The sequence below is a fragment of the Pacificoceanicola niger genome (assembly GCF_048553275.1).
In the GTDB taxonomy this organism is placed as follows: domain Bacteria; phylum Pseudomonadota; class Alphaproteobacteria; order Rhodobacterales; family Rhodobacteraceae; genus Pacificoceanicola.
Map to the genome: position 1 here is coordinate 158,439 of NZ_JBLZMW010000001.1, position 22,060 is coordinate 180,498.

Sequence of the window (22,060 nt, forward strand, 5' to 3'; positions counted from 1 at the left end):
CCGGGTCAGCCCCGGGCTTTTTCTCGCTCGAGTCGCTGGCGGGCGACGTCTTCATTCTCTTCGGCTTTTCGGTCCGCGAACAGGGCATCCTCCACATAGCTCAGATGCTGCGCCACGGCCTGCCGTGCGCCGGGGGCATCCCGCGCCTGCAGTGCGTCGTTGATGCTGCGGTGCTGATCCAGAAGTGCCTCTCGCGTGGTGCGCTGCCGGAACATGATGCGGCGATTGTAAAAAACGCCCTCGCGCAGCAGTTGATACATTGACCGCATCATGTGCAGCATGATGACATTGTGGCTGGCCTCGATGATGGCGAGGTGAAAGTCGGCATCGAGCCGCGCCTCATCGTCGGGATTGCGCTTTCCGTGGGCGGCGCACATTTTGTCAAAAAGCTGCTGGATCACCGCAAGATCGGCGTCGGTTCCGTAGGTCGCGGCGCGCTCGGCGGCCAGGCCCTCCATATCGCGCCGAAACGAAAGGTAGTCGAAAACCGCCTCGTCATGCCCCTTGAACAGCTGGATCAGCGCTTCGGAAAAGGCGCTGCCGAGGACCTCCGTCACGTAAATGCCGGCGCCTGCCTTGCTGGTGAGCAGGCGGCGGGCCTGCAGCTCGGCGACAGCTTCGCGCAGGCTTGGCCGGGAGACGGCCAGTTGCTCGGCGAGCGCCCGCTCCGCCGGGAGCCGCTCGCCGGGACGCAAAATGCCGCGCAGGATCAGCTGCTCAATCTGGCGCACCACGGCTGTCGAGAGCTTTTCGGGCTGTACGGGGCGAAATGGCATGGAGGACCTCTGAATTGGTCAAATAGTATGACCAACGCGCCGGGGGAGCAAGCCGGGCCAAATTCCCTGTATGAAATTCGCGATGAATCCTTGAAAGTTTTTGCTGCGCCCTCACCAGCGGTCCAGCGCGGCCTCGTCCTCGTCCTTCGCGGCGACCCATCCGGCCCCCTGAGCACTGTGCTCTTTCTTCCAGAAGGGTGCACGGGACTTGAGGTAGTCCATCAGAAATTCCGCCGCATCGAAGGCATCCTTGCGGTGCGGCGCTGCGGTTGCGACCATCATGATCTTGTCGCCCGGCGTCATCCGGCCATAGCGATGGATCACCAGAACATCGCCAAGCTTCCAGCGCTCGGAGGCCTCTGCCGCGATTTTTTCGAGCGCCTTCTGCGTCATGCCCGGGTAATGCTCGATTTCCATCGCGTCGAGATCGCCGGTGGCCAGATCGCGCACGATGCCGGTGAAGGTCACAACCGCGCCCATGTCATGGCGTCCGCTGGCGAAGGCTTCGGCCTCTTGTCCGAAATCGAACGGCGTGTCCTGCACGATCACGCGCATGGCTCAGCCTCCGGTCATCGGCGGAAAGAAGGCGACCTCGCGCGCGCCGACGATGGAGGCATCGAAATCGGTCAGATCCTGATCCACCGCCACGCGCAGCGCCGATAGATCGGAGAAAGCCACTTCATAGCGCTCTTCGCGGCTCTTGAGTTCGCTCACCAGCTCGGCCACGGTCTGCGCCTGCGTCTCAATCCGCTCTTTCGGCAGGCCGATGCGTTCGCGCACCCAGGCAAAATACAGTACATCCATCTCAGCGCTCCTCTTTCAGGAAGGGCTGGGCCTTGCGGAAGTAATCCCAGCCGGTGACGAGTGTCAGCGCCGCGGCAATCCAAAGCAGCACCAGCCCGACATTCCCGGTCCACAGCATCCCGGCATATTTCCAGCGCAGACCAAGCGTATCCTCGACCTCGCCGTCCAGAACAGCTCCCACCATGGTCTCGTCCATACCGAAAATGCTCATCCCAAGGTAATGCTCGAACACACCTTGGGCAAACAGCACGGCAATGGCTGTCATCTGCAAGGTGGTCTTCCACTTGGCGAGTTTGGTCACTTTCAACGTCCCGGCGGTGTCACCGAGGTACTCACGCAGGCCGGAAACAAAGACTTCGCGGAACAGGATGAAGGTCGCGGGCAGCACCAGCCAGGGTGACATCGACGAATATCCTACGATCACCATCAGGGCGATGACCACCATCGCCTTGTCCGCGATCGGATCGAGCATGGTGCCCATCTTGGTTTCCTGCTTCCAGGCGCGGGCAAGGTGCCCGTCGAACCAATCGGTGATCGAGGCACTGAGGAACAGCAGCAGCGCGGCCCAGTCGGCGAAGGGGCGGTGGAAATACAGGAACATTACCGCAACGCCGGGGGCGGCGAGCAGGCGCAAAACCGTGAGGATATTAGGCAGGGTCCATATCATTTGACCCTACCTAGCCCGGATCGCGGGACGGGGGAAGATGGCATGAAAAGCCTTTCTTCAATGCCGCTTCGTTTGTCGCGCCAGAAGGCCGATCAGCGCCGCCCGCGCAGCGGGCAGGGGGGCATCGCCAAGGCTGGCGGCGAGATGGTGCTCAAGGAAATGTCCGGTGGTACCAAGCGCCAGCACGATTTCAGCGTCGGAGGCCGCCCCACGCCCCAGCATGACCTCCGGCAGTGGCAACATGCGGTTGGCCCAATCCCCCGCGCCGCCCTCTGACACCGCGCGCCCGCTCTTTGGAGAGACATAGATCAGACCTTCGCGCGCGCCGGTGGCCGCGCAACGCGTCAGATCAAGGCCAAAGCCCAACTCCTCCAGCAGCGCCAGCTCCCAGCGCAGATACGCCAGCGGCCAGAGATCCGGCTGTGCCATCAGGTCCAGCAGCGCTTCGGTGCGGCGATAGAGCGGCAAATGCCCCTCCCGCTCCGGCAGGCCAAACGACAAGAGCGCCAGAACCGCGTTCATTCCGGCCAGCGTCACCCGGTTCGCCATGGCCAGATGCGCGCGCGAGCGCTCCGGTTCGGCAGAGAAGGCGCCCATGTGCTCCTCCAGCCGCGCCTTCCACGTCAGGTCCAGTTGCGCCCCGGGTTGCAGGTGCGGCGTCATCTTGCGCGATGTGCCGCCTTTCAACACGCCGAAATGCCGCCCCCGCTCCGGGGTGAAAACCTCCAGAATCAGAGAACTTTCGCCGTGCTTGCGGGTGCCGAGCAGGATTCCGGTGTCGCGCCATTCCATGCCGCGACTATCGGCCGGGCGGGAACCGCTGGCAAGGTTGTGACTTGCCAAAGCCGGTCTCGGGGCCAAGATTGCAGTCATGCCAGAGTACTCTTTTCAAGCGCGTCTGATCGCCGGCGTGATTTCCTTTGCTGCGCTTTGTGCGCTGATCACCCACGTAAATGTTGGCCTCACGCGCCATCCGGAACGACCGCTATGGATCGAGCTATGGCGCATTGGCCGCTACTTCACGATTTTGACCACGCTTCTCGTGGCCATCCTCTTTGCCAAAATCGCCCTGACCGGGCGGCTTGGGCAAGCCTGGATCGCAGGGATCACGCTGTGGACCGCGATTGTGGCCATTGTCTATCATGTCTTGCTGGCGCGTGATCTGAGCGGATTGCGCTGGTATGTCGATCAGGCCATGCACAGCGCGATTCCGCTGGCCGTGGCGGCCTGGTGGCTCGGATTCGCCCAGACCGCGCGCCTCCGCTATGCCCATGCGGCATGGTGGTTGGCCTGGCCGGGTGTCTATATGGCCTACGCGCTGTTGCGCGGCGAGATCGACGGCCGTCATCCCTATTTCTTTATCGACCCGCCGCTGATCGGCTGGCCAAAGGTGCTGATGTGGATACCGACGCTGGCGCTGCTGTTCTGGGTGTCCGGGCTGGGTGTGATCTGGATTGGTCGCCGGCTCAGCCGAGCCCGTCCTGATCCAGAAGATGCCGGCGGAGGCGATCCTCTACCTCGATAACCCAAAGATCCGGGTCGAACCCGCGCTGGCGCGCAATGGCGGCGTCCACTTCGGCCTCCGGCCCACTGGCCAATTCGGTCCAGACGCGTTCGCCGCTCATTAGATCGAAACTGCGGATAAAGGCCGTGGCGCTGCCGTCGAGGGGCGATTGTTTGACCAGAACCGCGCCAGCCGTGTCGTCGCCATGGGCCACAACGAAGGCCGGAATATCCGCAAATCGCAGCCGCGCAAGGTAGGCATCCACCCAGAACCGCGCAGTAAGCCGGGGTTCAGGCATTGCCGTCGCGGAAATCGAGGCCCATCTCGGAATAGCGCTCTTTCTCTTCGAGCCAGTTCGCCCGCACCTTGACCTGCAGGAACAAATGGATCTTGCGGCCAAGAAACTCCGCGAGTTCCTCCCGCGCCGCCTTGGAGATGGCTTTGATCGTCTCGCCCTTGTTGCCGAGGATGATGCCCTTATGGCCATCGCGCGCGACATAGACGATCTGGTCGATCCGGGCCGAGCCATCCTTGCGTTCCTCCCAGCTTTCGGTCTCGACCGTCAACTGGTAGGGCAGCTCCTGGTGCAGGCGCAGGGTCAGCTTTTCGCGGGTGATTTCGGCGGCAATCATGCGCAGCGGCAGATCGGCGATCTGATCCTCGGGATAGAGCCACGGCTCCTCGGGCAGTTCGGCGGCGAGCCATGCGCGCAGATCCTGAACGCCGCGCCCCTTTTCGGCAGAAATCATGAAGGTCTTCACGAAGGGGAAGGCCTCGTTCATCTGCTCGGTCAGCGACAGCAGCTTGTCGGGCTGAACCTTGTCGATCTTGTTGATCGCAAGGGCAATCTTGCGGCCCTTGGGCATCTCGTGCAGACCTTCGAGAATGCGTTTGACGCCTTCGGAGATGCCGCGGTGCGCTTCGATCAGCAGCACCACGAGATCCGCATCCGCAGCGCCACCCCAGGCCGCCGCGACCATGGCACGGTCAAGGCGCCGCTTGGGCTGAAACAGGCCGGGCGTGTCGACGAACACCAGCTGGCTCTCGCCTTCAATCGCCACGCCGCGGATGCGGGCGCGGGTGGTCTGGACCTTGTGGGTCACGATGGAGACTTTCGCCCCGACCATCCGGTTGGTCAGGGTGGATTTGCCCGCATTGGGCTCTCCGATCAGGGCGATGAAACCGGCGCGTGTCGTCATTGGGAATCCTCAGGGTCAAGCGCTTCCTCTACAGCAAACTCCGCGCCGGCGCAAAGGGCCTTCGCCGTGCCCTGTCGGCTCATGTCCGCCTGCGCCGTCCGTCCCGGATCAGCGAGTAGGTGCCTGCCACGACGATCAGCGCAGACCCCGCCAAAGTCATTGTATCAGGCCGTTCCCCAAAGACCGCATAGGCAAGGATCAGCGCCACGATCAGCCGTGAATACCGGAACGGCGCAACAACAGAGACCTCGCCGGTGCGCATCGCGGAGGTCAGCGCGGTATACCCGACGATCCCCGCCAGCGCCGTGCCACAGAGCAGCAACGCCGCCTGTCCGGTCGGGAGCTGGGGCTTGCCCGGCTCGAACGCGAGAATGACCAGTCCGGCAAAGGTCACCACGGCAAAGCCCAGAACGCCAAGCTGCGCCGACCGCACGTGTGGCGGGCTGGTGCGTGTGGCCACGTCGCGCCCGGCAAAGCCGATCATGCCGAGCAGCGCAAAAATAGCGTTGGCCTCGATGCCGGACGGGGAGGGGCGGATGATCAGCAGCACGCCAAGAAAGCCCACAGCCATCGCCGCCCATCGGTGTGGCCCGATCTTCTCGCCAAGGATCAGCCCGGCGGCCAGCATCACCACAAGCGGCGCCGCCTGCAGGATCGCGGAGGTGGTCGACAGCGGCGTATAGGCAAGGCTCAGAGCAAAGAACAGACGCCCGCAAATCTCGAAGCCTGTCCGGATCAACAATCCCTTCTGCAGATAGGCCGCATCCCAAAGCGGCACGCCCTGCCGCCGGGCATAGATCGCATAGATCATCATCGCCATCAGACCGAATTGCACGGTGCCCATCCCCGCGGTCACCCCGCCGGTACCGGTTGCCGCCTTGAAGAACGCGTCCTCGATGCCAAAGCCCAACATGGCCAGCATCATCCAAAGGCTGCCTCTCAGATTGTCGCTCATGCTGCCTCCGCGCGTCTTGCCGATTGCTGCTACAGCGGAACCAGGCCAGAGAACAGGCCGCGCGCGTTAACTTTCTGTCAAGAATGTGGCTTCCGTAAAATCCGTGACAAAGTTATGCCTTATTTCACGGGTTCGGGACGTCTCGCGGGGGCAGGGCGTTGGAACCGGGACGAAACAACGCATCAAGTGCCTTTGGAGCCGCCCATGCCCCGCCGCGATCAAATCGACAATCCCTACACGAGGCTCGGCGTCTCGCCGACCGATGATTTCGCAACGATCCGCGCGGCCTGGCGTAAACTGGTCAAAACCTATCACCCGGATGTCTGGTTCGGTTCCGAGCTGGAGGCGACGCGGCGGCTGATGGCGGTCAACGATGCCTTCGACCAGATCACCGTGCTGCACAAACGCGTCCGGGCAGAGGCAGAGGCAATGGCAAAGGCCGAACAGGCCAAGCCGCAGCCGCGCCGCAAACCCCAGAAGGCCCGCAAACCGCGCCCCGAGGCCACCGCCCGCTCCGCCGCAGAGCCGCAGCAGACGGCACCCGCCCGCGCTCCGCGCCCGAGCCCTTTTGCCGATCGCTTCGATAAGGCCCGCGCCGCCTTTGGCCGCCAGCCGGAGGCAAAGGTTCAGGCCTTCGCATGAGCCGGAGGGGGGTTACCCGAGCCGGTCGAGCAGCGCCTTGGCTGCTGACTGCTCGGCCTGACGCTTGTTCCCGGCGGTCGACTCGGCGGTCTCGCCCGTTGGCAGCCGGACCTCGATGGTGAAGATTGGGGCGTGATCCGGGCCGCTGCGGGCGATCTCGACATATTGCGGCGGTTGCAGGCCGCGTCCCTGCGCCCATTCCTGCAACGCGGTCTTGGCGTCCTTGGCGTCTTCCTCGACCTCGTCGATCCGTTTGCCCCAGAGCCGCAGAATCAGCGCCCGCGCGGCGTCGAACCCGCCATCGAGATAGACCGCCGCAATCACGGCCTCCATGGCATCGCCGAGCAGCGCCATCTTGCGCCGTCCGCCGGTCTTTTGCTCGGAGCGGCCCAGCTTCAACGCCGCGCCGATGTCGATCTCGCGCGCCACGTCAGCGCAGGCTTCCTTGCGCACCAGCGCGTTGAAGCGCGGGGCGAGCTGGCCCTCATTGGCCGACATGTCGTGCTCCAGAAGCGCCTGTGCCATGACAAGGCCCAAAACCCGGTCCCCGAGGAATTCCAGCCGCTGATTATCATCCCGTCCGGGACCGGACATGGAGCCATGCGTCACCGCCTGCCGCAACAGGTCCGGGCGTTCAAAGCGATAGCCAAGCCGCTCTTCCAGAGCCTTGAGATCCGCAGAAACCTTCATTCCACGCCTTTCATGATCCGATCGAGATGTCCCTCGGCATTGTAGAGAATGCGCGTGACCCGCGCGAACACCTTGTCTGTCGGCACAAGCCCCGGCCCGCCCGCGATCTGCGGCACGCGGCTGTCATTGGAGTTATCCCGGTTGTCGCCCATTACGAACACGTGGCCATCAGGAATGCGGAACTCACCCGTGTTGTCCATTCCTTGATCCGCAATGTTCAGAACGTCGTAGTGCCGCCCATCGGGGAGAGTCTCGCGAAGCCGTTGCTTGAGACAGACCCCGCCGATGGCCACCGGACGATTGCCACAACGTGGAAAAAGCCGCAGCGCCCTCTGCGCCTCCATGACCTCTTCGAAGTCCCCGACAGGCTCCTGCAGGGCCGGATTGCCGTTCAGATAGGGAATGCCATCCTTTATCCAGACCCGTTCCCCCGGCAGGCCGATCAGCCGTGCAACATGGGCCTCATGGGTCACCGGATGCCGAAACATCACCACAGCGCCGCGCTCAGGCACTCCCGCCACGGCGTCAGTATTGATCACGTCGCCCACCAAGAGTGTCGGCTTCATATTCCCAGATGGTATGATGAAACGCTCAGCCCGCGCGGGCTGAGCGGCCAGCATCAGGACGGCCAGGGCCGCCCCGAGGGGTATGCGCAGGGCCTCAGTCAACCGCCTTGAAGAAACGATCGCTGCGCCAGGTCCAGAAGAACAGCATGGACCGTCCGGCAGAGGAGAACATCACCCGGTCCGCCCGGCCGATCAGGTTCTCGAATGGCACGAACCCGACGCCCCCGGACAGGTTCGACACGCGGCTGTCCAGCGAGTTGTCGCGGTTGTCACCCATGAAGAAGTAATGTCCCTCGGGCACCACGTAGACCGAGGTATGATCCGACCCCTGATCGTCGATGTTCAGGATGCTGTGGGAGACGCCGCCGGGCAGGGTTTCGATGAACTTGGACTTGTTGCAGGTCCCGCCATCGCCCACCGGGCCGTTCTCGCAGCGCGGGCGCAGCCGTTGCGGACCCTGCGCTTCGGCCACTTCCTCGAAGACGCCATCGGGCTCGACCTGAACCGGCGTGCCGTTGATGCTGAGAACTCCGTCGCGCACCTGGATTTTGTCGCCGGGCAAACCGATCAGACGCTTGATGAAATCGCGCCCCGAAACCGGGTGACGAAAGACCACGACATCGCCGCGTTCCGGCTCGGACCCAAACAGGCGTTTGTTGTCGCCGTCGAAGATGCCGCAAATGTCCTTTGCATCAATATTCAGGCCAAACCGCGGTGCGATGATCGACGGGCAGGAGGCATAAGAATAGCCATAGGCCATCTTGTTCACGAAGAGGAAATCCCCGATTAGCAGCGTGTCCTTCATCGACCCCGAGGGAATCCAGAATGGCTGAAACAGGAAGGTCCGGAAAACGCCCGCGATCAGCAGCGCGTAGACGATTGTCTTTATCGTCTCGACGATCCCGCCGGACTTCTTTTCTTCGGTGGCCATGCGTGAAAATCCCTTGCCCCAATTAGACACGCGCTACATGAGCGCCCCCGGCGCGGGTGTCAAGCGATGCGGACAGGCGGCAGAAGGCATCACGAAGCGTTGAGCGGCCGCGCTTCGATGAGCACCATGGCCTGCGCCCAGGGGTGATCGTCGGTCAGGGTGATATGGATGATTGCCTCATGCCCCTCCGGCGTCATGCTGTCGAGGCGGTCTTTGGCCCAGCCGGTGACTTCCATGACTGGCTGCCCGCTGCGCAGGTTGCGCACATGCATGTCCTTCCACGCGATTCCCATCCGCAGACCGGTGCCGAGCGCCTTGGAACACGCTTCCTTCGCGGCCCAGCGTTTCGCATAGGTCCCGGCGACATCGCGTCGCCGCTCGGCCTTGGCCTGCTCGATGTCGGTGAAGACGCGATTGCGAAAGCGGTCGCCATACTTGTCCAGCACCCGCTGAATGCGTTCGATATTCGCAAGATCCGTGCCGATGCCAAGGATCATCGACGCACCCGCCGGGGGTCGTCGATCGACCAGAGTTCGAAAGCGGCGTCTCCCGTGGCATGATCGAGATACACATAGGCTACCGCGTCCGAACGATACGAGCCATCGCCCATATCCGTGCGCAAAAACTTCAGCGAAAGCTGCGCCGCAATGCCAAGCCGGTCCTCGCCTGTCTGATCATGGGAGCTCGATATTCTGCCTATCTGGAAGTCGCGTGTCAGCGCCAGCCCCGGATGCGTCAGCGTGACGATCTTGCAATGGACCGGGTCGAGGATTTCCACATCGTCGAGGCCGATCCGATCCACGATCAGAATGTGATACCGGTTGGCGGCGCTTCCGCCCCGGTTCAGCAGGGCGATGACGCCGGCACCAAGCGGGACATCCGTGAGGTAGCGACGCAGGGGGCGGGGCACGGACAGAATGTCGACCGGCCCGTCGCAGTCCTGAGCCGTGATGGACAAAGGCAACGGATCATCTTTCCCGTTCGGAGGCTCGGCCAATGTGGCGGACCCCGTGCACAAGCCCACCGTCAATGCGACAGCAAGCAAACGGCCCCCACGCTGCGCAAGGTTTGGAACGGGCCGTATCCGTTTCAGCGACCTCATCGATCGAGCACCCAGGTGTCGATCTGCCCGCTGGATTGGTTCAGCGTGATGCGAAGCGTTTTCTCCACCATCTGCAAATCCCCGTACTGGTAGAATTGCACCGGTAGCGTAAAGATCAGCCCCTGCGCCGGGTCATAATCGGCTGTCAATGCGCTGAAGGTCATCCCGGAAAATCCCATATCGCCGGTGCCGATCAATTTGCACTGTCGGCTGCCAAGCTCGTCGAACGGCGGCGACAGGATCATCAGATACGCCCAGCCGCCCGCCGGTTCGATGGTGTCGAGCATGGCAAGTCGGACGGTGCCATTGGAAAACGTCCTTGTGTGCGCTTCCCATGGCTCGGGGATACTGCGCGCCGACGCCTGCCAGTCGCACTCCATGACCTGCTGTGCGCTGACCACTGCGGGTGAGAACAGGAACGAAAGGCACAGGGCAATTCGGGTCAGCATGGCGATGGTCCTTTTCGATCTGCGTGGCGCGCCGGGCGCCGCTACGCCCGGGCTTCGTCCATCAACCGTCGCATTTCGCGGATGGCCGGGTCCAGTCCCATGAAGATCGCTTCGCCGATAATGAAATGTCCGATGTTCAATTCCATCACCTCGGGAAAGGCGGCGACCGGCGCCACCGTCTCATAGGTCAGCCCGTGTCCCGCGTGCACCTCAAGGCCGAGCGAATGGGCATAGGTCGACATCTCGCGCAGGCGTTGCAACTCGGCGTCGCGCGCGTCGAAATTGCCCTCGGCATGCAGATCACAATAGGCCCCGGTGTGCAGTTCGATCACCTGTGCGCCGATGCGGTGGGCCGCGTCGATCTGCGGTCTGTCGGCGGCGATGAAAATCGACACGCGGCAGCCCGCCTCGCGCAGAGGGCCGATGAAATGCGCCAGCCGGTTCTCGTCCTTCGCCACCTCCAGCCCGCCTTCGGTGGTCCGCTCCTCGCGCTTTTCCGGAACGATGCAAACCGCATGCGGGCGATGGCGCAGGGCAATGGCCTGCATTTCGTCCGTTGCGGCCATTTCGAAGTTCAGGGGGAGCGTCAGCGCGGCCATCAGCCCATCGATATCCGCATCCGAAATATGGCGACGGTCTTCGCGCAGATGCGCGGTGATGCCATCGGCGCCCGCGGCCTCGGCGATCATGGCGGCCCGAATCGGATCGGGATAGGCGCTGCCGCGCGCGTTGCGCACGGTCGCCACGTGGTCAATGTTGACGCCAAGGCGCAGGCGTCCGGCATAGTCGGTCATCGTATCCTCCTGGGTCTTGTCCAAGACATAGGGGGTCTGCCCGCGATCAAAAAGTGAAGAATTGTAGCGATACAGGGGATTTTCGGGTGGCCCACACGGGCGCGATCGTGGCGGCCGGCGGAGAGATGTCAGTCCGCCTTGTTCTCCGCTTCTTTCTTCTTTTTCAGCGCGGCGAGCTTGTCCTTGATCAGGCCTTTGCGGCGGTTCTTGTAGGCGGTGATCAGCGGCAGGGAAATGTAATAAATGACTGTCGCTGTCAGCAGGCCGGGCAGGATGCCGCCGATCATGTAGGGATAAAATACCTGATCGTAAAAGATGCCCAGATCATGCCACGACACCGGCTTACCCTGAAACACGGCCCAAAGGTTGCCCCAAAAATCCTGCCCGGCCTTGATGAATTTCTCCACCAGGCCGCTGTGTTCCTCGGGTTTCACATGCCTGCCTTCGACCCCAAGCAGCCAGTAACCGGTCTTGAGCGAGGCAACGCCAATGGGCACATAGGTCAGCGGATTGCCGAAAAAGGTCGAGAGCAGCGCCGCAAGGATATTGCCGCGCAAGATCCACGCCAAGGTCCCGGCAACAAGGAAGTGCAAACCGTAGAATGGCGTGAATGTGGTGAACACACCGGCAAAGATGCCGCGGGCAATGCGATGCGGCGGATCGGGCAAACGGGTCAGTCGATGACGGACATACTGCGCCGCGCGCCCCCAGCCGCCGCGCGGCCAGAGCAGTTCCCGGACCAATTGCAGGACCGGGCGTCTATCGCGTCGCTTGAAGACCAATCCCTTGCCTTTCCAATCACTCCGCCGCAGATCGCGCGACCGGCGCAGCGGCCAGCCCCGGATCACGCCGCCGGTCGAGAGAGGCCACGTTGCTCTCGGCTTCCAGCGCCGTCATCACCGAGTGCAGATGCTCGGCGTCCCGCAGATCCACATCTAACATCAGGCGATAAAAATCCGGTTTTCTGTCCATGAATCGCAGGTCCGAGATATTGGCCCTTTGCTCTCCGATCAATGTGCAAATCCGCCCAAGCACGCCCGCGTCATTGGTGATGGTGACTTCAAGTGACACTGTATAGACCGCCGGATGCGCGCCATCGGCCCAATGCAGGTCCATCCAGCGGTCCGGCTGATCCTCGAAATCGGCCAGCGCGGCACAGTCGATGGCATGAACCGCGACACCCTTGCCCCGGTGGGTCAGGCCGATGATCCGCTCTCCGGGCAGGGGCTGGCAACATTTTGCCCGCTCGAAGGCCTGCCCATGTTCCAGACCGACAACCGCGCGTTTCTCCTCGATCAACGCGCCGTCCTGAATGGCCAGGTTCGGATAGACCGATTCGACCACTTCCCGCGCAGTCAGCTCGGCGCTGCCAACCCGCGCGAGGAGCGTCTCCGCATCCTCCAGCCGCAGGGTCTTGGATGCGGTCTCAAGCACCTTGTCCGTGGCCTTCTTGCCGGCGTTCTCAAAGGCGGCGCGGACCAGTTCGTGCCCCAGCTTGGCAAAGCGCTCCTTGTTGGCCTCACGCAGCGCACGGCGGATTGCGGTCTTGGCCTTGCCGGTCTGCGCAATCTCCAGCCACGTCGCTTGCGGCATCTGCCCTTCGGCGGTGATGATCTCCACGGACTGACCATTCTTCAGACGGGTCCAGAGCGGCACCCGCAGGCCGTCCACCTTGGCCCCGACGCAGGCCGAGCCGATGCGCGTATGGATGGCATAGGCGAAATCCAGCGGCGTCGCCCCCTTGGGCAGCTTCACCACATCGCCCTTGGGTGTGAAGCAGAACACCTTGTCCGAGTACATCTCCAGCTTCACCGCTTCGAGGAAGGCGTCGTGGTCCTCCTCGGCGTCGAATTGTTCGGTCAGGCCCGCGATCCACTTTGCCGGGTCGACGGCAAAGGGGTTCTGCGCCCGCACACCGTCCCGATAAGACCAATGCGCTGCAACGCCGGTTTCGGCCACTTCGTGCATCTGGCGGGTGCGGATCTGCACCTCCACCCGCTTGCCATCACGGCCCGACACCGTGGTGTGGATCGAGCGATAGCCGTTGGATTTCGGCTGGCTGATGTAATCCTTGAACCGCCCCGGCACCGCGCGCCAGCGCTGGTGGATGGCGCCCAGTGCCGTATAGGCGTCCCGCTCGGACCGGGTGATGACGCGAAAGCCGTAAATGTCCGACAGGCGGGAGAAGCCGATCTTCTTTTCCTGCATCTTGCGCCAGATCGAATAAGGCTTTTTCGCGCGGCCAAAGACCTCTGCCTCCACCCCGGCGCGCTCGAGCTCGTAACGCATGTCGGAGGTGATCCGGTGGATCACATCGCCGGTCTCTTTCTGCAGCGTGACAAAGCGGCGGATGATGCTGGCGCGGCCCTCGGGATTCAGCACGCGAAAGGCCAGATCCTCCAGTTCCTCGCGCATCGACTGCATGCCCATCCGGCCCGCCAGCGGGGCAAAGATGTCCATGGTCTCGCGCGCCTTCTGCACCTGCTTCTCGACGCGCATGGCCTTGATCGTGCGCATGTTGTGCAGCCGGTCGGCCAGCTTGACGAGGATCACCCGCAGGTCCTTCGACATTGCCATGAAGAGCTTGCGGAAGTTCTCTGCCTGCTTGGATTCGCTCGACGACAGTTGCAGGTTGGTCAGCTTGGTCACGCCATCGACCAGATCCGCCACCTCGCGACCGAATTTTTCCGACACCTCGGAATAGGACGCACGCGTGTCCTCGATCGTGTCATGCAGCAGGGCGGTGATGATCGTCGCATCGTCAAGCTGTTGCTCGGTCAGGATGGCGGCAACGGCGACGGGGTGCGTAAAGTACGGCTCGCCCGATTTCCGGGTCTGGCCTTGGTGCATCTCGCGGCCATAGTCATAGGCCGCGAGGATCAGCTTTTCGTTGGTCTTCGGGTTATAATTGCGGACAAGAGCAATCAGGTCTTCGGCAGCGATCATCCGCGATCAACCCTTTGGCGTTCAGCTCTGGCCTTGCGCCTCCATGAGCGCGCGCAGAAGCTTTTCTTCGGACATGTCGTCTTCCTGCGGCTTGTCCTGTTCGGCACCCATGAGCAGCGCCATGGCGTCGTCCTCGGGTTCGTCCACTTCGATCTGGGTCTGGTTGGACTCGATCAGGCGCTCGCGCAGCTCGTCGGCGGATTGGGTCTCCTCGGCGATCTCGCGCAGCGAGACGACGGGGTTTTTGTCATTGTCGCGATCGACGGTGATCGCGGCACCGGCGGAAATCTCGCGGGCGCGGTGCGCTGCGAGCATCACCAGTTCGAACCGGTTCGGAACCTTGTCGACGCAATCTTCTACTGTAACGCGGGCCATTGGGCGCTCCTATATCCTACGGGTGCCGTCAGAAGAGGCCGACATAACGCGGAACAAAACTATTGACAAGGCGAAAGATATCACAATGCGATGACATCTTGCTTCAATTCAAGGGGCAAAGCGTCCGTCATCTGCCGAACCGTCCGCCCAAGCACCGGATGCCTCCAATGCGGCGCCACATCGCAAAGCGGTACAAGAACGAAGGCCCGGTCCTGCAATCGCGGATGCGGCAGGATCAGCTGGTCGGGCGTGACCTGCATCTGCGTCTCAAGCGGCAGAGCCTGCCAGTGGTCGAAGGTCCGGCGGTCCGGTTGCACCAAATCGCCCATCGCCAACAAGTCGAGGTCGAGCGTCCGGCTGCCCCAGCGTGACGTGCGTGCGCGGTCAAAGGCCGCTTCGATACTGTGCAGCCGCTCCAGAACCGTGCCGGGCGAGCCCGCGCCACGCAAAATGGCGCAGGCATTCACATAGTCCGGCCCGGCCCCCGCCGGAAAACAAGGCGTCGCAAAAAAGCGGCTGACCCGGCGCAGTGTCAGCCCCGAGGCCGCCAGTGCCCGCAGCGCGGCCGACAGAGTTGCCGCCGCGTCGCCAGCCGCAGAACCCAGATTGGAACCCATTGCAATCGCGATATCTTTGTCATTCGAAGTATTCATACTATCCTTTAGGGGGTGCAATTGCCCTTGAACGTGCCCCTGATTACTTTACCTTAAAGGCTGGGTCTGCCCATTATTTCACACTCACGATTTCAGGCAGGCCACTTTGTAAGGAAGGACATTTCATGTTTTACAAGGACGAACGGCTCGCGCTGTTCATCGACGGATCCAACCTCTACGCTGCCGCAAAAGCCCTGGGTTTCGACATCGACTACAAACTCCTGAGACAAGAGTTCGCGCGTCGTGGGAAAATGGTAAGGGCCTTTTACTACACAGCTTTGTTGGAAAATGACGAATATTCTCCGATCCGACCGCTGGTGGATTGGCTGCACTACAACGGCTTTACCATGGTCACCAAACCGGCCAAGGAATACACCGACAGCCAGGGCCGCCGCAAGGTCAAGGGCAACATGGACATCGAATTGACCGTTGACGCGATGGAACTCGCGCCGCGCGTCGATCACATCGTCCTGTTCTCCGGAGACGGCGATTTCCGGCCTCTCGTCGAATCGCTGCAGCGTCAGGGCGTTCGCGTATCGGTTGTATCGACCATTCGCAGCCAGCCTCCGATGATTGCCGATGAATTGCGTCGCCAGGCCGACAATTTCATCGAGCTTGACGAACTGCGTGACGTCATCGGTCGCCCTCCGCGGGAACAACCGGTCGAGCGCAGCTTCGAGGTTGCCTCGGGCAAGTGAGCGGCGTCCCTTCCTCGTCGGGGAGGGACGGAGCTTGATCCCGGTGCCATTGGAAGACCTTGCTTCACTCGGCGGGTTGTTCCTTGCGGCCTTCGGTGCTGCCACGGTCCTCCCCTTCCAATCCGAACTTGTGTTTGTCGCCCTGCAGCTTGCGGGCGACATTTCCATTGTCACGATCATAATCGTGGCCAGCATCGGGAACACGCTTGGCGCTGTGGTGAACTACTGGCTTGGGCGCGGCATCGAGCGCTTCCGTCATCGCCGCTGGTTCCCGGCCTCCGAAGCCCAGCTTGCCCGCGCACAGGGGTGGTACGCCCGCTACGGCGTCTGGACCCTGCTGCTCAGCTGGGCACCACTTGGCGATGCCTTCACTGTCATTGCCGGGATCATGCGCACACCGCTTTGGTTGTTCGGCCTCCTCGTGGTGCTGGCCAAGACCGGGCGCTACATTGCGCTGGCCTGGGCCACCGGCTGGGTCATGTCCTAATCCGTGAGCGCCTCGGCGCGGGCATTGATCTCGTCATGGGTTTCCGTGACATGCGGCGGCCACGTGCTCTTGATATACGCCAGCACGTCGAGGATTTCATCCGCACTCAGCGCATTGCCAAATCCGATCATGTTGGAGCGATAGGTGCCGCCGACGACGGCTTGCGTGCCATGGGTGACGATGTCGATCAGCAGCCGGTCCGCATGGTGCCACGTATGTCCGGTTTCGTCATGGGGCGGCGCGGGCAGGAAGCCGTCGGCATCCGGAACGCGCCAATCCGGCTCACCTTGCAAATCGGCGCCGTGGCAGCTTGCGCACCACGTATCATAAATCGCCGCGCCATTGGCGACACGCGCCGCATCGGTGTAAGGCAAAAGCCCCTGCGCGGTGGCGGCGCACGGCATCAGGCAGGCCCAAATGGCCCCCGAAATTCTTGGCATCGTCAACGATCTCCTCGTGATTTGGCGGCACGCTAGCCGCTCTCCCCCACTGGAAGGCAAATCACGGCGTAGTGAGCCGGGGCTGGACCTGCCGCGACACAGGCATTACCTGCATTTGGCAAGGAGACGCGCCATGACCGACACGAGCCTCAAGCCCCTGACCCTCTACCTCGCCGCGCCGCGCGGCTTTTGCGCGGGGGTCGATCGCGCCATCAAGATCGTCGAGATGGCGCTGCAGAAATGGGGCGCACCGGTCTATGTCCGCCACGAGATCGTCCACAACAAATACGTGGTCGACGATTTGCGGGCCAAGGGCGCGGTCTTTGTCGAGGATCTGGAAGACTGTCCGGATGACCGTCCGGTGATCTTTTCCGCCCATGGCGTGCCGAAATCCGTGCCTGCTGCCGCCGCCGCGCGCGAGATGATCTATGTCGATGCAACCTGCCCACTGGTCTCCAAGGTGCATATCGAAGCCGCCCGCCACTCCGAAAACGGACTGCAGATGATCATGATCGGCCACGCCGGCCACCCGGAGACCGTCGGAACCATGGGACAGCTCCCGGAGGGCGAGGTGCTCCTGGTCGAGACGCCGCAGGACGTGGCGCATGTTCAGGTGCGCGATCCCGAACGGTTGGCCTTCGTTACCCAGACGACCCTGTCGGTGGATGACACGGCGGATATCGTCGCTGCGCTCAAGGCCCGGTTCCCGGCCATCGTCGGTCCGCACAAGGAAGACATCTGCTATGCCACCACCAATCGGCAGGAGGCGGTCAAAGCCATCGCGCCGGATTGCGACGCGTTGCTTGTGGTGGGGGCACCGAATTCGTCCAATTCCCGGCGGCTCGTCGAAGTGGCCAGCAAGGCAGGCTGCGGCTATGCGCAATTGGTACAGCGGGCCTCGGACATCGACTGGCGCGCTCTTGATGGCATTCGCAGCATTGGCATCACCGCTGGCGCCTCCGCGCCCGAAGTGCTGATCGACGAGGTGGTCGACGCCTTCCGCGCCCGCTACGACGCCACCGTCACGCTGGTGGAAACGGCGCAGGAGGACGTGGAATTCAAGGTCCCGCGCGTTCTGCGCACGCCAGCCTGAACCGCGCCCGTCACAAATCTCCACGTTTTGCGACAATTGCCTGATTGGCATTCCCGCGCGAGTCGCTAGGCTGCAACGATCCCAATCCGAAAGGCAGCCGCGATGATTTCCGCCCAATTCCTGCTGACCGCGCTTGTCGTGGTGCTCGCCCCCGGCACCGGGGTGCTCTACACGCTCGCCGTTGGTCTCGGGCGGGGCAGGCGCGCGGCGCTCTGGGCGGCGCTTGGGTGCACCGTCGGCATCGTGCCGCACCTTGCCGCGGCAACGCTTGGCCTTGCGGCGGTGCTGCATGCGTCGGCCACGCTCTTCACTTTGGTCAAATTCCTTGGTGTCGCCTACCTGCTCTGGCTCGCATGGCAGGCGCTCCGCAGCGGCGGCGCCTTGTCCGTTCAGGCCGAGGCAAACCCCGAGCCCGGGCGCCGGATCGCCCTTCGCGGGGCGCTCATCAACATTCTCAATCCCAAGCTTTCGATCTTCTTCCTCGCGCTGCTGCCGCCTTTCCTGTCCGGCAACCCGACCACCGCGAGCGCCGAAATGGCGCTTCTTGGCGCAATCTTCATGGCGATGACCTTCGCGGTCTTTGCCTTTTACGGCGCCTTCGCCGCCCTTGCGCGGGATTGGCTGCTGGGCAGCGCACGGATCATGCGCTGGCTCAACCGCAGCTTTGCAATGCTCTTTGCCGCCCTCGCGGGACGGCTGGCGCTGGAACGGCTCTGAGCCGCACCGGGTGGCCGTGGGCCGGGCTTTGCTCTAGATAGCGCAGAGCGGCGCGTTGCCGCTTTCTTGATAAACCCGAGACGGCCCATGAGCACCAACCCCCGGATTCCCCGCGCCGCCCTCCTGCTTGGTCTTGCCGGGGTGATCCCTTTCGCCTGGGGCGCGCTGACGACCCTGTCCGCGCCGTTGGCGCAATTCTCCGCACAGACGCTCGGCGGGCGTTTCACCGGCCCCTACATTCAGCTTTTCTACGGCGCGATCATCCTGTCCTTCATGTCCGGCGTGCTTTGGGGCTTTGCCAGCAAGGCAACTGGCAGGCAGGCCGCCACCGGCTATGCGCTTTCGACCCTTCCGGCGCTCTGGGCCTTTTTCTTCACTGGCGGCGGCCCGGTCTCGGCGGCGACATACCTGATCGGTGGCTACCTTGGCCTGCTGCTGCTCGACTGGCAGTTCTGGCGCTGGGGCCTTGCGCCGCCCTGGTGGATGCGCCTGCGCGGGCTGCTGACCACGCTTGTGCTGATCTGCCTGCTCGTTGTCGTGCTCTGATGGCGGACCGGATCACCCTCGATGTCTACGACCTGCGCGCGTCCGAATATGCGCAGGTCACCGCCTCCGATGGCGCGGCCGCGACGCTGCAAACCTTCATCGACGCGCTGCCCACGGGGGCGAAGGTGCTCGACCTCGGGTGCGGCCCCGGCGCTTCGGCGGCGTGGATGGCCAAGGCCGGGTTGCTCCCCGAAGCGTGGGATGCCTCCTCCGGCATGGTGGCCCTCGCGGCGAAGCTTCCGGGCGTCACCGCACGACTGGCCAGCTTTGACGACCTGGCAGACGCCGCGACGGACAGCTTCGACGCGGTCTGGGCGAATTTCTCGCTCCTGCATGCGCCGCGCAAGGCGCTGCCCCGTCACCTTGGCGAAATCGCCCGCATCCTGCGCCCCGGCGGGCTGTTTCACATCGCGGTCAAGGAAGGCACTGGCGCGCGGCGCGACCGCCTCGGGCGGCTTTACAGCTTCTACGCCGAAGCCGATCTCACGGCTCTGCTGATTGCCGCCGGTCTGACGCCGGGACCATTCGCGCGTGGCCGCGACAGGGGGCTTGACGGCGCCCTCTCGGACTGGATATCGGTCACCGCTCATGGCTGACCTATTTGCATATACCGACGGAGCCTGCTCCGGAAATCCCGGCCCCGGCGGCTGGGGCGCGCTGCTTCAGGCCAAAGAGGCGGACGCGGTCGTCAAGGAGCGCACGCTCAAGGGCGGCGAGGCGCGCACCACGAACAACCGCATGGAGCTTCTGGCGGCAATCAACGCGCTGGAATCCCTGTCGCGCCCCTCGCGCATCACCGTCGTGACCGACAGTGCCTACGTCAAGAACGGCGTCACCGGCTGGATTCACGGCTGGAAGCGCAATGGCTGGAAAACCGCCGCGAAAAAGCCGGTCAAGAATGTCGAGCTCTGGCAACGTCTGGACGAGGCACAGGCGCGCCACGACGTGACATGGGAATGGGTCAAGGGCCACGCCGGCCATCCCGAAAACGAGCGCGCCGACGAGCTGGCCCGCGCCGGCATGGAGCCCTTCAAACCGGGCAAAGGCGGATGAGCCGAAGGGCCTGCCCTCCGGTCCGCCGCAATGGCGGAGCCGAGGCGCGGGCCTGTCGCCACCCGCAAGCCGGGGGTGCCGCGTGACCTTGCTGACCTTCCTTGACTACACGTCCGTGCTGGTCTTTGCCCTGACCGGCGCGCTGGTGGCCAGCCGCGCACAGCTCGATATCGTCGGCTTTGCCTTCTTCGCGAGCCTAACCGGCCTTGGCGGCGGCACCCTGCGTGACCTGCTTCTGGACCGCACCCCGATCTGGATCGACAACCCGACCTATCTCGCGCTGACCTGCGGGGCCGCCATCGTGGTGTTCTTCACCGCCCACCGGCTTGAAAGCCGCTATGCCGCGATCGTCTGGCTTGATGCGGCGGCGTTGGCGGTGGCCGTTGCGGCCGGGGCCGGGATCGCCTTCAGCCTTGGCCAGCCGGTGCCCATCGTGCTGGTCATGGGCATCACCACCGGCAGCGCCGGGGGCTTGATGCGCGACGTGGTGGCGAACGAGGTGCCACTGGTGCTCAAACAGGGCGAGCTTTACGTGACCTGCGCGCTGGCGGGGTCCGCCGCGCTTGTGCTGGCGCAGGCCATCGGGCTGGGATCTGACATCGGCACATTGGCCGCGGCGACGGCCACCTTTGCGCTGCGGGGCGGGTCGATTGCCTTTGGCTGGAAACTCCCGGTCTACAAACCGCGCCCGCCGCGCAACTTTTAGACGGGCCTACTGCAGATCGCCAAACGCCGCCTGCAGTCGGTCCGCCGCCTCCTGCACCCGCGCACGGGTGGTGCCAAAGTTGAACCGCAGGAAGCTTTCGCCGCCTGTGCCGAAAGTCGGGCCGTGGTTGGCCGCGATCTTCGCGTCCTGCTCCACCCGCCGGGTGAATTCCGCCCGCTCCATGCCCGTGCCGGCAAAGTCGACCCAGGCAAGATACGTCGCTTCCATCGGCATCGACTGCAGGCCGGGAATGCCGTCGATCGCCTGATCGAACAGCTTTCGGTTCTCATCGAGATACAGCACCAGCTCGTCGACCCACGCCGCGCCCTCCGGCGAATAGGCCGCCGTCACCATATGCAGGCCAAAGGAGTTCGGAGAGTGTCCGAGCGCCGCCATCCGCGCGGCGAATCGCGCCCGGAGATCGGCGTTCGGAATGATCACGTTGCCGGTATGGCTGCCCGCGATGTTGAAGGTCTTGGTAGCGGCGGTCAGCATCACCAGCCGCTCCTCCACGTCGGCATCGACCAGCGGCATCGCGATATGCGTGTGCCCCGGCATCACCAGGTCCGCGTGTATCTCGTCCGAGACCAGCACCATGTCGTGGCGCTTGGCAAAGGCCGCAACGCCCTTCAGCTCGGCGCGCGTCCAGACCCGGCCTCCGGGGTTGTGCGGGGAGCACAGGATCAGCATCCGCTCCTTGCCGGTCATCATCGCGTCATAGGCATCGAAATCCATCTCGTACCGGCCGTCGCGCTGCACCAGCGGGCATTCGACCACGTCGCGCCCGGCGGCTTTGATGACGCGGGCAAAGGCGTGATAAACCGGCGTGAAAAGCACCACGCCGTCGCCGGGCTTGGTGTAGGCATCGACGCATAGCCCGGTGGCATTGACCAACCCATGGGTGCTGAACACCCACTTTGGATCAATCTGCCAGCCGTGGCGCTCCCGCATCCACCACTGGATCGCGTTCAGATAGGCGCCATCGTTGCCGAAGTAACCATAGATGCCGTGGTCCGCCATCGTCTGCACCGCCGCCTGCACGCAATCGGGCGGGCGGAAATCCATGTCCGCCACCCACATCGCAAGGCCGCCATCCGCGGGAACGCCATAAATCGGCTCCATCATGTCCCACTTGGAACAATGGCTGCCAAAACGGTCGATCTCTTCGTCAAAACGGCTCATGCGCGGTCCTTTCTCAGCATTTGCCCTATTCGTTGCCGGAACGGCCCGGGTCCGCAAGGGCGAAAAATGTCGCCGCCCGTGCTCC

General features: G+C 63.4%; 31 protein-coding genes. 10 read left to right on the forward strand and 21 right to left on the reverse strand.

The genetic code is table 11. The features are described 5' to 3' along the window. Positions 1 to 5 precede the first annotated feature (5 nt). The 5 genes from ACN2XU_RS00740 to recO all read right to left on the reverse strand — a co-directional run bounded on the left by ACN2XU_RS00740 (position 6) and on the right by recO (position 3,039). Positions 6 to 776 carry an FCD domain-containing protein gene (locus ACN2XU_RS00740; protein ID WP_419408465.1) on the reverse strand — a complete coding sequence of 257 codons (771 nt, stop codon included), beginning with the start codon at positions 774 to 776 and terminating at the stop codon, positions 6 to 8. A 111-nt stretch (positions 777 to 887) separates the two neighbouring features. Further along, positions 888 to 1,331 carry a molybdenum cofactor biosynthesis protein MoaE gene (locus tag ACN2XU_RS00745; protein ID WP_419408466.1) on the reverse strand — a complete coding sequence of 148 codons (444 nt, stop codon included), beginning with the start codon at positions 1,329 to 1,331 and terminating at the stop codon, positions 888 to 890. A gap of 3 nt (positions 1,332 to 1,334) precedes the next feature. Next, positions 1,335 to 1,580: a molybdopterin converting factor subunit 1 gene (gene moaD, locus ACN2XU_RS00750; RefSeq protein ID WP_419408467.1), complete on the reverse strand. Its 246-nt coding sequence runs from the start codon at positions 1,578 to 1,580 to the stop codon at positions 1,335 to 1,337. A 1-nt stretch (position 1,581) separates the two neighbouring features. Then, positions 1,582 to 2,247 (reverse strand): CDP-diacylglycerol--glycerol-3-phosphate 3-phosphatidyltransferase, encoded by a 666-nt coding sequence (gene pgsA, locus ACN2XU_RS00755; protein ID WP_419408468.1) that lies wholly within the window; start codon positions 2,245 to 2,247, stop codon positions 1,582 to 1,584. A gap of 57 nt (positions 2,248 to 2,304) precedes the next feature. Next, positions 2,305 to 3,039 (reverse strand): DNA repair protein RecO, encoded by a 735-nt coding sequence (gene recO / locus ACN2XU_RS00760; RefSeq protein WP_419408819.1) that lies wholly within the window; start codon positions 3,037 to 3,039, stop codon positions 2,305 to 2,307. 79 nt (positions 3,040 to 3,118) lie between these two features. On the opposite strand from recO, the gene ACN2XU_RS00765 reads away from it, so the two are divergent. Next, the gene (locus ACN2XU_RS00765; protein WP_419408469.1) at positions 3,119 to 3,772 is read left to right on the forward strand and encodes a Pr6Pr family membrane protein; all 654 of its coding nucleotides are present in this window, start codon (positions 3,119 to 3,121) and stop codon (positions 3,770 to 3,772) included. On the opposite strand, the gene ACN2XU_RS00770 is transcribed toward ACN2XU_RS00765, so the two are convergent. The 3 genes from ACN2XU_RS00770 to ACN2XU_RS00780 all read right to left on the reverse strand — a co-directional run bounded on the left by ACN2XU_RS00770 (position 3,714) and on the right by ACN2XU_RS00780 (position 5,905). Then, the gene (locus ACN2XU_RS00770; RefSeq protein ID WP_419408470.1) at positions 3,714 to 4,049 is read right to left on the reverse strand and encodes a DUF1491 family protein; all 336 of its coding nucleotides are present in this window, start codon (positions 4,047 to 4,049) and stop codon (positions 3,714 to 3,716) included. The two genes, ACN2XU_RS00765 and ACN2XU_RS00770, sit on opposite strands and share 59 nt — an antisense overlap. Beyond that, a complete protein-coding gene (era, locus tag ACN2XU_RS00775; RefSeq protein ID WP_419408471.1) occupies positions 4,042 to 4,950 on the reverse strand; it encodes a GTPase Era in 909 nt (302 codons plus the stop codon). The genes ACN2XU_RS00770 and era overlap by 8 nt, the downstream gene beginning before the upstream one ends. A gap of 79 nt (positions 4,951 to 5,029) precedes the next feature. Then, positions 5,030 to 5,905, reverse strand: coding sequence for a DMT family transporter (locus ACN2XU_RS00780; protein ID WP_419408472.1), 876 nt, complete (start codon positions 5,903 to 5,905; stop codon positions 5,030 to 5,032). A gap of 204 nt (positions 5,906 to 6,109) precedes the next feature. Between ACN2XU_RS00780 and ACN2XU_RS00785 the strand changes: the two genes are divergently transcribed. Then, positions 6,110 to 6,547 carry a J domain-containing protein gene (locus ACN2XU_RS00785; protein ID WP_419408473.1) on the forward strand — a complete coding sequence of 146 codons (438 nt, stop codon included), beginning with the start codon at positions 6,110 to 6,112 and terminating at the stop codon, positions 6,545 to 6,547. 12 nt (positions 6,548 to 6,559) lie between these two features. Here the strand turns inward: ACN2XU_RS00785 and rnc are convergent, their stop codons facing one another. The 11 genes from rnc to folK form a co-directional block, all read right to left on the reverse strand. Next, positions 6,560 to 7,237 (reverse strand): ribonuclease III, encoded by a 678-nt coding sequence (gene rnc / locus ACN2XU_RS00790; protein ID WP_419408474.1) that lies wholly within the window; start codon positions 7,235 to 7,237, stop codon positions 6,560 to 6,562. Then, positions 7,234 to 7,857 (reverse strand): signal peptidase I, encoded by a 624-nt coding sequence (gene lepB / locus ACN2XU_RS00795; protein ID WP_419408820.1) that lies wholly within the window; start codon positions 7,855 to 7,857, stop codon positions 7,234 to 7,236. Before lepB (ACN2XU_RS00795) ends, rnc begins: the two co-directional genes overlap by 4 nt. A gap of 40 nt (positions 7,858 to 7,897) precedes the next feature. Then, on the reverse strand, positions 7,898 to 8,734 hold the full coding sequence (gene lepB / locus ACN2XU_RS00800; protein WP_419408475.1) for a signal peptidase I: 837 nt from the start codon (positions 8,732 to 8,734) through the stop codon (positions 7,898 to 7,900). A gap of 89 nt (positions 8,735 to 8,823) precedes the next feature. Then, complete coding sequence (acpS, locus tag ACN2XU_RS00805; RefSeq protein WP_419408476.1) at positions 8,824 to 9,231, reverse strand: holo-ACP synthase; 408 nt, start codon at positions 9,229 to 9,231, stop codon at positions 8,824 to 8,826. Continuing rightward, positions 9,228 to 9,698, reverse strand: a complete 471-nt coding sequence (locus ACN2XU_RS00810) for a hypothetical protein (RefSeq protein WP_419408477.1) — start codon at positions 9,696 to 9,698, stop codon at positions 9,228 to 9,230. The genes acpS and ACN2XU_RS00810 overlap by 4 nt, the downstream gene beginning before the upstream one ends. Positions 9,699 to 9,832: 134 nt before the next feature. Next, positions 9,833 to 10,285 carry a hypothetical protein gene (locus tag ACN2XU_RS00815; protein ID WP_419408478.1) on the reverse strand — a complete coding sequence of 151 codons (453 nt, stop codon included), beginning with the start codon at positions 10,283 to 10,285 and terminating at the stop codon, positions 9,833 to 9,835. 41 nt (positions 10,286 to 10,326) lie between these two features. Next, complete coding sequence (locus ACN2XU_RS00820) at positions 10,327 to 11,079, reverse strand: pyridoxine 5'-phosphate synthase (protein ID WP_419408479.1); 753 nt, start codon at positions 11,077 to 11,079, stop codon at positions 10,327 to 10,329. A 128-nt stretch (positions 11,080 to 11,207) separates the two neighbouring features. Continuing rightward, positions 11,208 to 11,861, reverse strand: coding sequence for a DUF2062 domain-containing protein (locus ACN2XU_RS00825; RefSeq protein WP_419408480.1), 654 nt, complete (start codon positions 11,859 to 11,861; stop codon positions 11,208 to 11,210). A gap of 16 nt (positions 11,862 to 11,877) precedes the next feature. Beyond that, on the reverse strand, positions 11,878 to 14,025 hold the full coding sequence (locus tag ACN2XU_RS00830; protein ID WP_419408481.1) for a RelA/SpoT family protein: 2,148 nt from the start codon (positions 14,023 to 14,025) through the stop codon (positions 11,878 to 11,880). Positions 14,026 to 14,046: 21 nt separating this feature from the next. Further along, entirely contained in the window at positions 14,047 to 14,400 is a 354-nt protein-coding gene (gene rpoZ, locus ACN2XU_RS00835) for a DNA-directed RNA polymerase subunit omega (protein WP_419408482.1), read from the reverse strand. 80 nt (positions 14,401 to 14,480) lie between these two features. Then, on the reverse strand, positions 14,481 to 15,017 hold the full coding sequence (gene folK, locus ACN2XU_RS00840; protein WP_419408483.1) for a 2-amino-4-hydroxy-6-hydroxymethyldihydropteridine diphosphokinase: 537 nt from the start codon (positions 15,015 to 15,017) through the stop codon (positions 14,481 to 14,483). A 161-nt stretch (positions 15,018 to 15,178) separates the two neighbouring features. Here folK and ACN2XU_RS00845 point away from each other — a divergent pair, with 161 nt between their 5' ends. Continuing rightward, positions 15,179 to 15,751 (forward strand): LabA-like NYN domain-containing protein, encoded by a 573-nt coding sequence (locus ACN2XU_RS00845; protein WP_419408484.1) that lies wholly within the window; start codon positions 15,179 to 15,181, stop codon positions 15,749 to 15,751. A gap of 34 nt (positions 15,752 to 15,785) precedes the next feature. Continuing rightward, on the forward strand, positions 15,786 to 16,238 hold the full coding sequence (locus ACN2XU_RS00850; RefSeq protein ID WP_419408485.1) for a YqaA family protein: 453 nt from the start codon (positions 15,786 to 15,788) through the stop codon (positions 16,236 to 16,238). On the opposite strand, the gene ACN2XU_RS00855 is transcribed toward ACN2XU_RS00850, so the two are convergent. Next, entirely contained in the window at positions 16,235 to 16,678 is a 444-nt protein-coding gene (locus ACN2XU_RS00855) for a c-type cytochrome (protein WP_419408486.1), read from the reverse strand. The genes ACN2XU_RS00850 and ACN2XU_RS00855 overlap by 4 nt on opposite strands. 133 nt (positions 16,679 to 16,811) lie before the next feature. Between ACN2XU_RS00855 and ispH the strand changes: the two genes are divergently transcribed. From ispH to ACN2XU_RS00885, 6 genes are all read left to right on the forward strand, one after another. Continuing rightward, positions 16,812 to 17,771 (forward strand): 4-hydroxy-3-methylbut-2-enyl diphosphate reductase, encoded by a 960-nt coding sequence (ispH, locus tag ACN2XU_RS00860; protein ID WP_419408487.1) that lies wholly within the window; start codon positions 16,812 to 16,814, stop codon positions 17,769 to 17,771. 102 nt (positions 17,772 to 17,873) lie between these two features. Next, positions 17,874 to 18,488 carry a LysE family translocator gene (locus tag ACN2XU_RS00865; protein WP_419408488.1) on the forward strand — a complete coding sequence of 205 codons (615 nt, stop codon included), beginning with the start codon at positions 17,874 to 17,876 and terminating at the stop codon, positions 18,486 to 18,488. 87 nt (positions 18,489 to 18,575) lie between these two features. After that, the gene (locus ACN2XU_RS00870) at positions 18,576 to 19,034 is read left to right on the forward strand and encodes a DUF3429 domain-containing protein (RefSeq protein ID WP_419408489.1); all 459 of its coding nucleotides are present in this window, start codon (positions 18,576 to 18,578) and stop codon (positions 19,032 to 19,034) included. Next, a complete protein-coding gene (locus tag ACN2XU_RS00875; RefSeq protein ID WP_419408490.1) occupies positions 19,034 to 19,630 on the forward strand; it encodes a class I SAM-dependent methyltransferase in 597 nt (198 codons plus the stop codon). Before ACN2XU_RS00870 ends, ACN2XU_RS00875 begins: the two co-directional genes overlap by 1 nt. Then, on the forward strand, positions 19,623 to 20,087 hold the full coding sequence (gene rnhA, locus ACN2XU_RS00880; protein ID WP_419408491.1) for a ribonuclease HI: 465 nt from the start codon (positions 19,623 to 19,625) through the stop codon (positions 20,085 to 20,087). Before ACN2XU_RS00875 ends, rnhA begins: the two co-directional genes overlap by 8 nt. Positions 20,088 to 20,169: 82 nt before the next feature. Next, positions 20,170 to 20,793 carry a trimeric intracellular cation channel family protein gene (locus tag ACN2XU_RS00885; protein ID WP_419408492.1) on the forward strand — a complete coding sequence of 208 codons (624 nt, stop codon included), beginning with the start codon at positions 20,170 to 20,172 and terminating at the stop codon, positions 20,791 to 20,793. 6 nt (positions 20,794 to 20,799) lie between these two features. Here ACN2XU_RS00885 and ACN2XU_RS00890 read toward each other — a convergent pair whose 3' ends face one another. Continuing rightward, positions 20,800 to 21,975: a MalY/PatB family protein gene (locus ACN2XU_RS00890; protein ID WP_419408493.1), complete on the reverse strand. Its 1,176-nt coding sequence runs from the start codon at positions 21,973 to 21,975 to the stop codon at positions 20,800 to 20,802. Positions 21,976 to 22,060: the final 85 nt, after the last annotated feature.

Coding starts and splice junctions, on each gene's coding strand:
- lepB (WP_419408475.1), bottom strand. CDS start 8,734: ATGGCCACCGAAGAAAAGAAGTCCGGCGGGATCGTCGAGACGATAAAG.
- ACN2XU_RS00855 (WP_419408486.1), bottom strand. CDS start 16,678: ATGCCAAGAATTTCGGGGGCCATTTGGGCCTGCCTGATGCCGTGCGCC.
- folK (WP_419408483.1), bottom strand. CDS start 15,017: ATGGGTTCCAATCTGGGTTCTGCGGCTGGCGACGCGGCGGCAACTCTG.
- ispH (WP_419408487.1), top strand. CDS start 16,812: ATGACCGACACGAGCCTCAAGCCCCTGACCCTCTACCTCGCCGCGCCG.
- rnhA (WP_419408491.1), top strand. CDS start 19,623: ATGGCTGACCTATTTGCATATACCGACGGAGCCTGCTCCGGAAATCCC.
- era (WP_419408471.1), bottom strand. CDS start 4,950: ATGACGACACGCGCCGGTTTCATCGCCCTGATCGGAGAGCCCAATGCG.
- ACN2XU_RS00765 (WP_419408469.1), top strand. CDS start 3,119: ATGCCAGAGTACTCTTTTCAAGCGCGTCTGATCGCCGGCGTGATTTCC.
- ACN2XU_RS00785 (WP_419408473.1), top strand. CDS start 6,110: ATGCCCCGCCGCGATCAAATCGACAATCCCTACACGAGGCTCGGCGTC.
- ACN2XU_RS00845 (WP_419408484.1), top strand. CDS start 15,179: ATGTTTTACAAGGACGAACGGCTCGCGCTGTTCATCGACGGATCCAAC.
- ACN2XU_RS00865 (WP_419408488.1), top strand. CDS start 17,874: ATGATTTCCGCCCAATTCCTGCTGACCGCGCTTGTCGTGGTGCTCGCC.
- lepB (WP_419408820.1), bottom strand. CDS start 7,857: ATGCTGGCCGCTCAGCCCGCGCGGGCTGAGCGTTTCATCATACCATCT.
- ACN2XU_RS00815 (WP_419408478.1), bottom strand. CDS start 10,285: ATGCTGACCCGAATTGCCCTGTGCCTTTCGTTCCTGTTCTCACCCGCA.
- ACN2XU_RS00820 (WP_419408479.1), bottom strand. CDS start 11,079: ATGACCGACTATGCCGGACGCCTGCGCCTTGGCGTCAACATTGACCAC.
- ACN2XU_RS00745 (WP_419408466.1), bottom strand. CDS start 1,331: ATGCGCGTGATCGTGCAGGACACGCCGTTCGATTTCGGACAAGAGGCC.
- moaD (WP_419408467.1), bottom strand. CDS start 1,580: ATGGATGTACTGTATTTTGCCTGGGTGCGCGAACGCATCGGCCTGCCG.
- ACN2XU_RS00870 (WP_419408489.1), top strand. CDS start 18,576: ATGAGCACCAACCCCCGGATTCCCCGCGCCGCCCTCCTGCTTGGTCTT.
- ACN2XU_RS00740 (WP_419408465.1), bottom strand. CDS start 776: ATGCCATTTCGCCCCGTACAGCCCGAAAAGCTCTCGACAGCCGTGGTG.
- rpoZ (WP_419408482.1), bottom strand. CDS start 14,400: ATGGCCCGCGTTACAGTAGAAGATTGCGTCGACAAGGTTCCGAACCGG.
- ACN2XU_RS00890 (WP_419408493.1), bottom strand. CDS start 21,975: ATGAGCCGTTTTGACGAAGAGATCGACCGTTTTGGCAGCCATTGTTCC.
- ACN2XU_RS00875 (WP_419408490.1), top strand. CDS start 19,034: ATGGCGGACCGGATCACCCTCGATGTCTACGACCTGCGCGCGTCCGAA.
- pgsA (WP_419408468.1), bottom strand. CDS start 2,247: ATGATATGGACCCTGCCTAATATCCTCACGGTTTTGCGCCTGCTCGCC.
- acpS (WP_419408476.1), bottom strand. CDS start 9,231: ATGATCCTTGGCATCGGCACGGATCTTGCGAATATCGAACGCATTCAG.
- ACN2XU_RS00770 (WP_419408470.1), bottom strand. CDS start 4,049: ATGCCTGAACCCCGGCTTACTGCGCGGTTCTGGGTGGATGCCTACCTT.
- rnc (WP_419408474.1), bottom strand. CDS start 7,237: ATGAAGGTTTCTGCGGATCTCAAGGCTCTGGAAGAGCGGCTTGGCTAT.
- ACN2XU_RS00780 (WP_419408472.1), bottom strand. CDS start 5,905: ATGAGCGACAATCTGAGAGGCAGCCTTTGGATGATGCTGGCCATGTTG.
- ACN2XU_RS00830 (WP_419408481.1), bottom strand. CDS start 14,025: ATGATCGCTGCCGAAGACCTGATTGCTCTTGTCCGCAATTATAACCCG.
- recO (WP_419408819.1), bottom strand. CDS start 3,039: ATGGAATGGCGCGACACCGGAATCCTGCTCGGCACCCGCAAGCACGGC.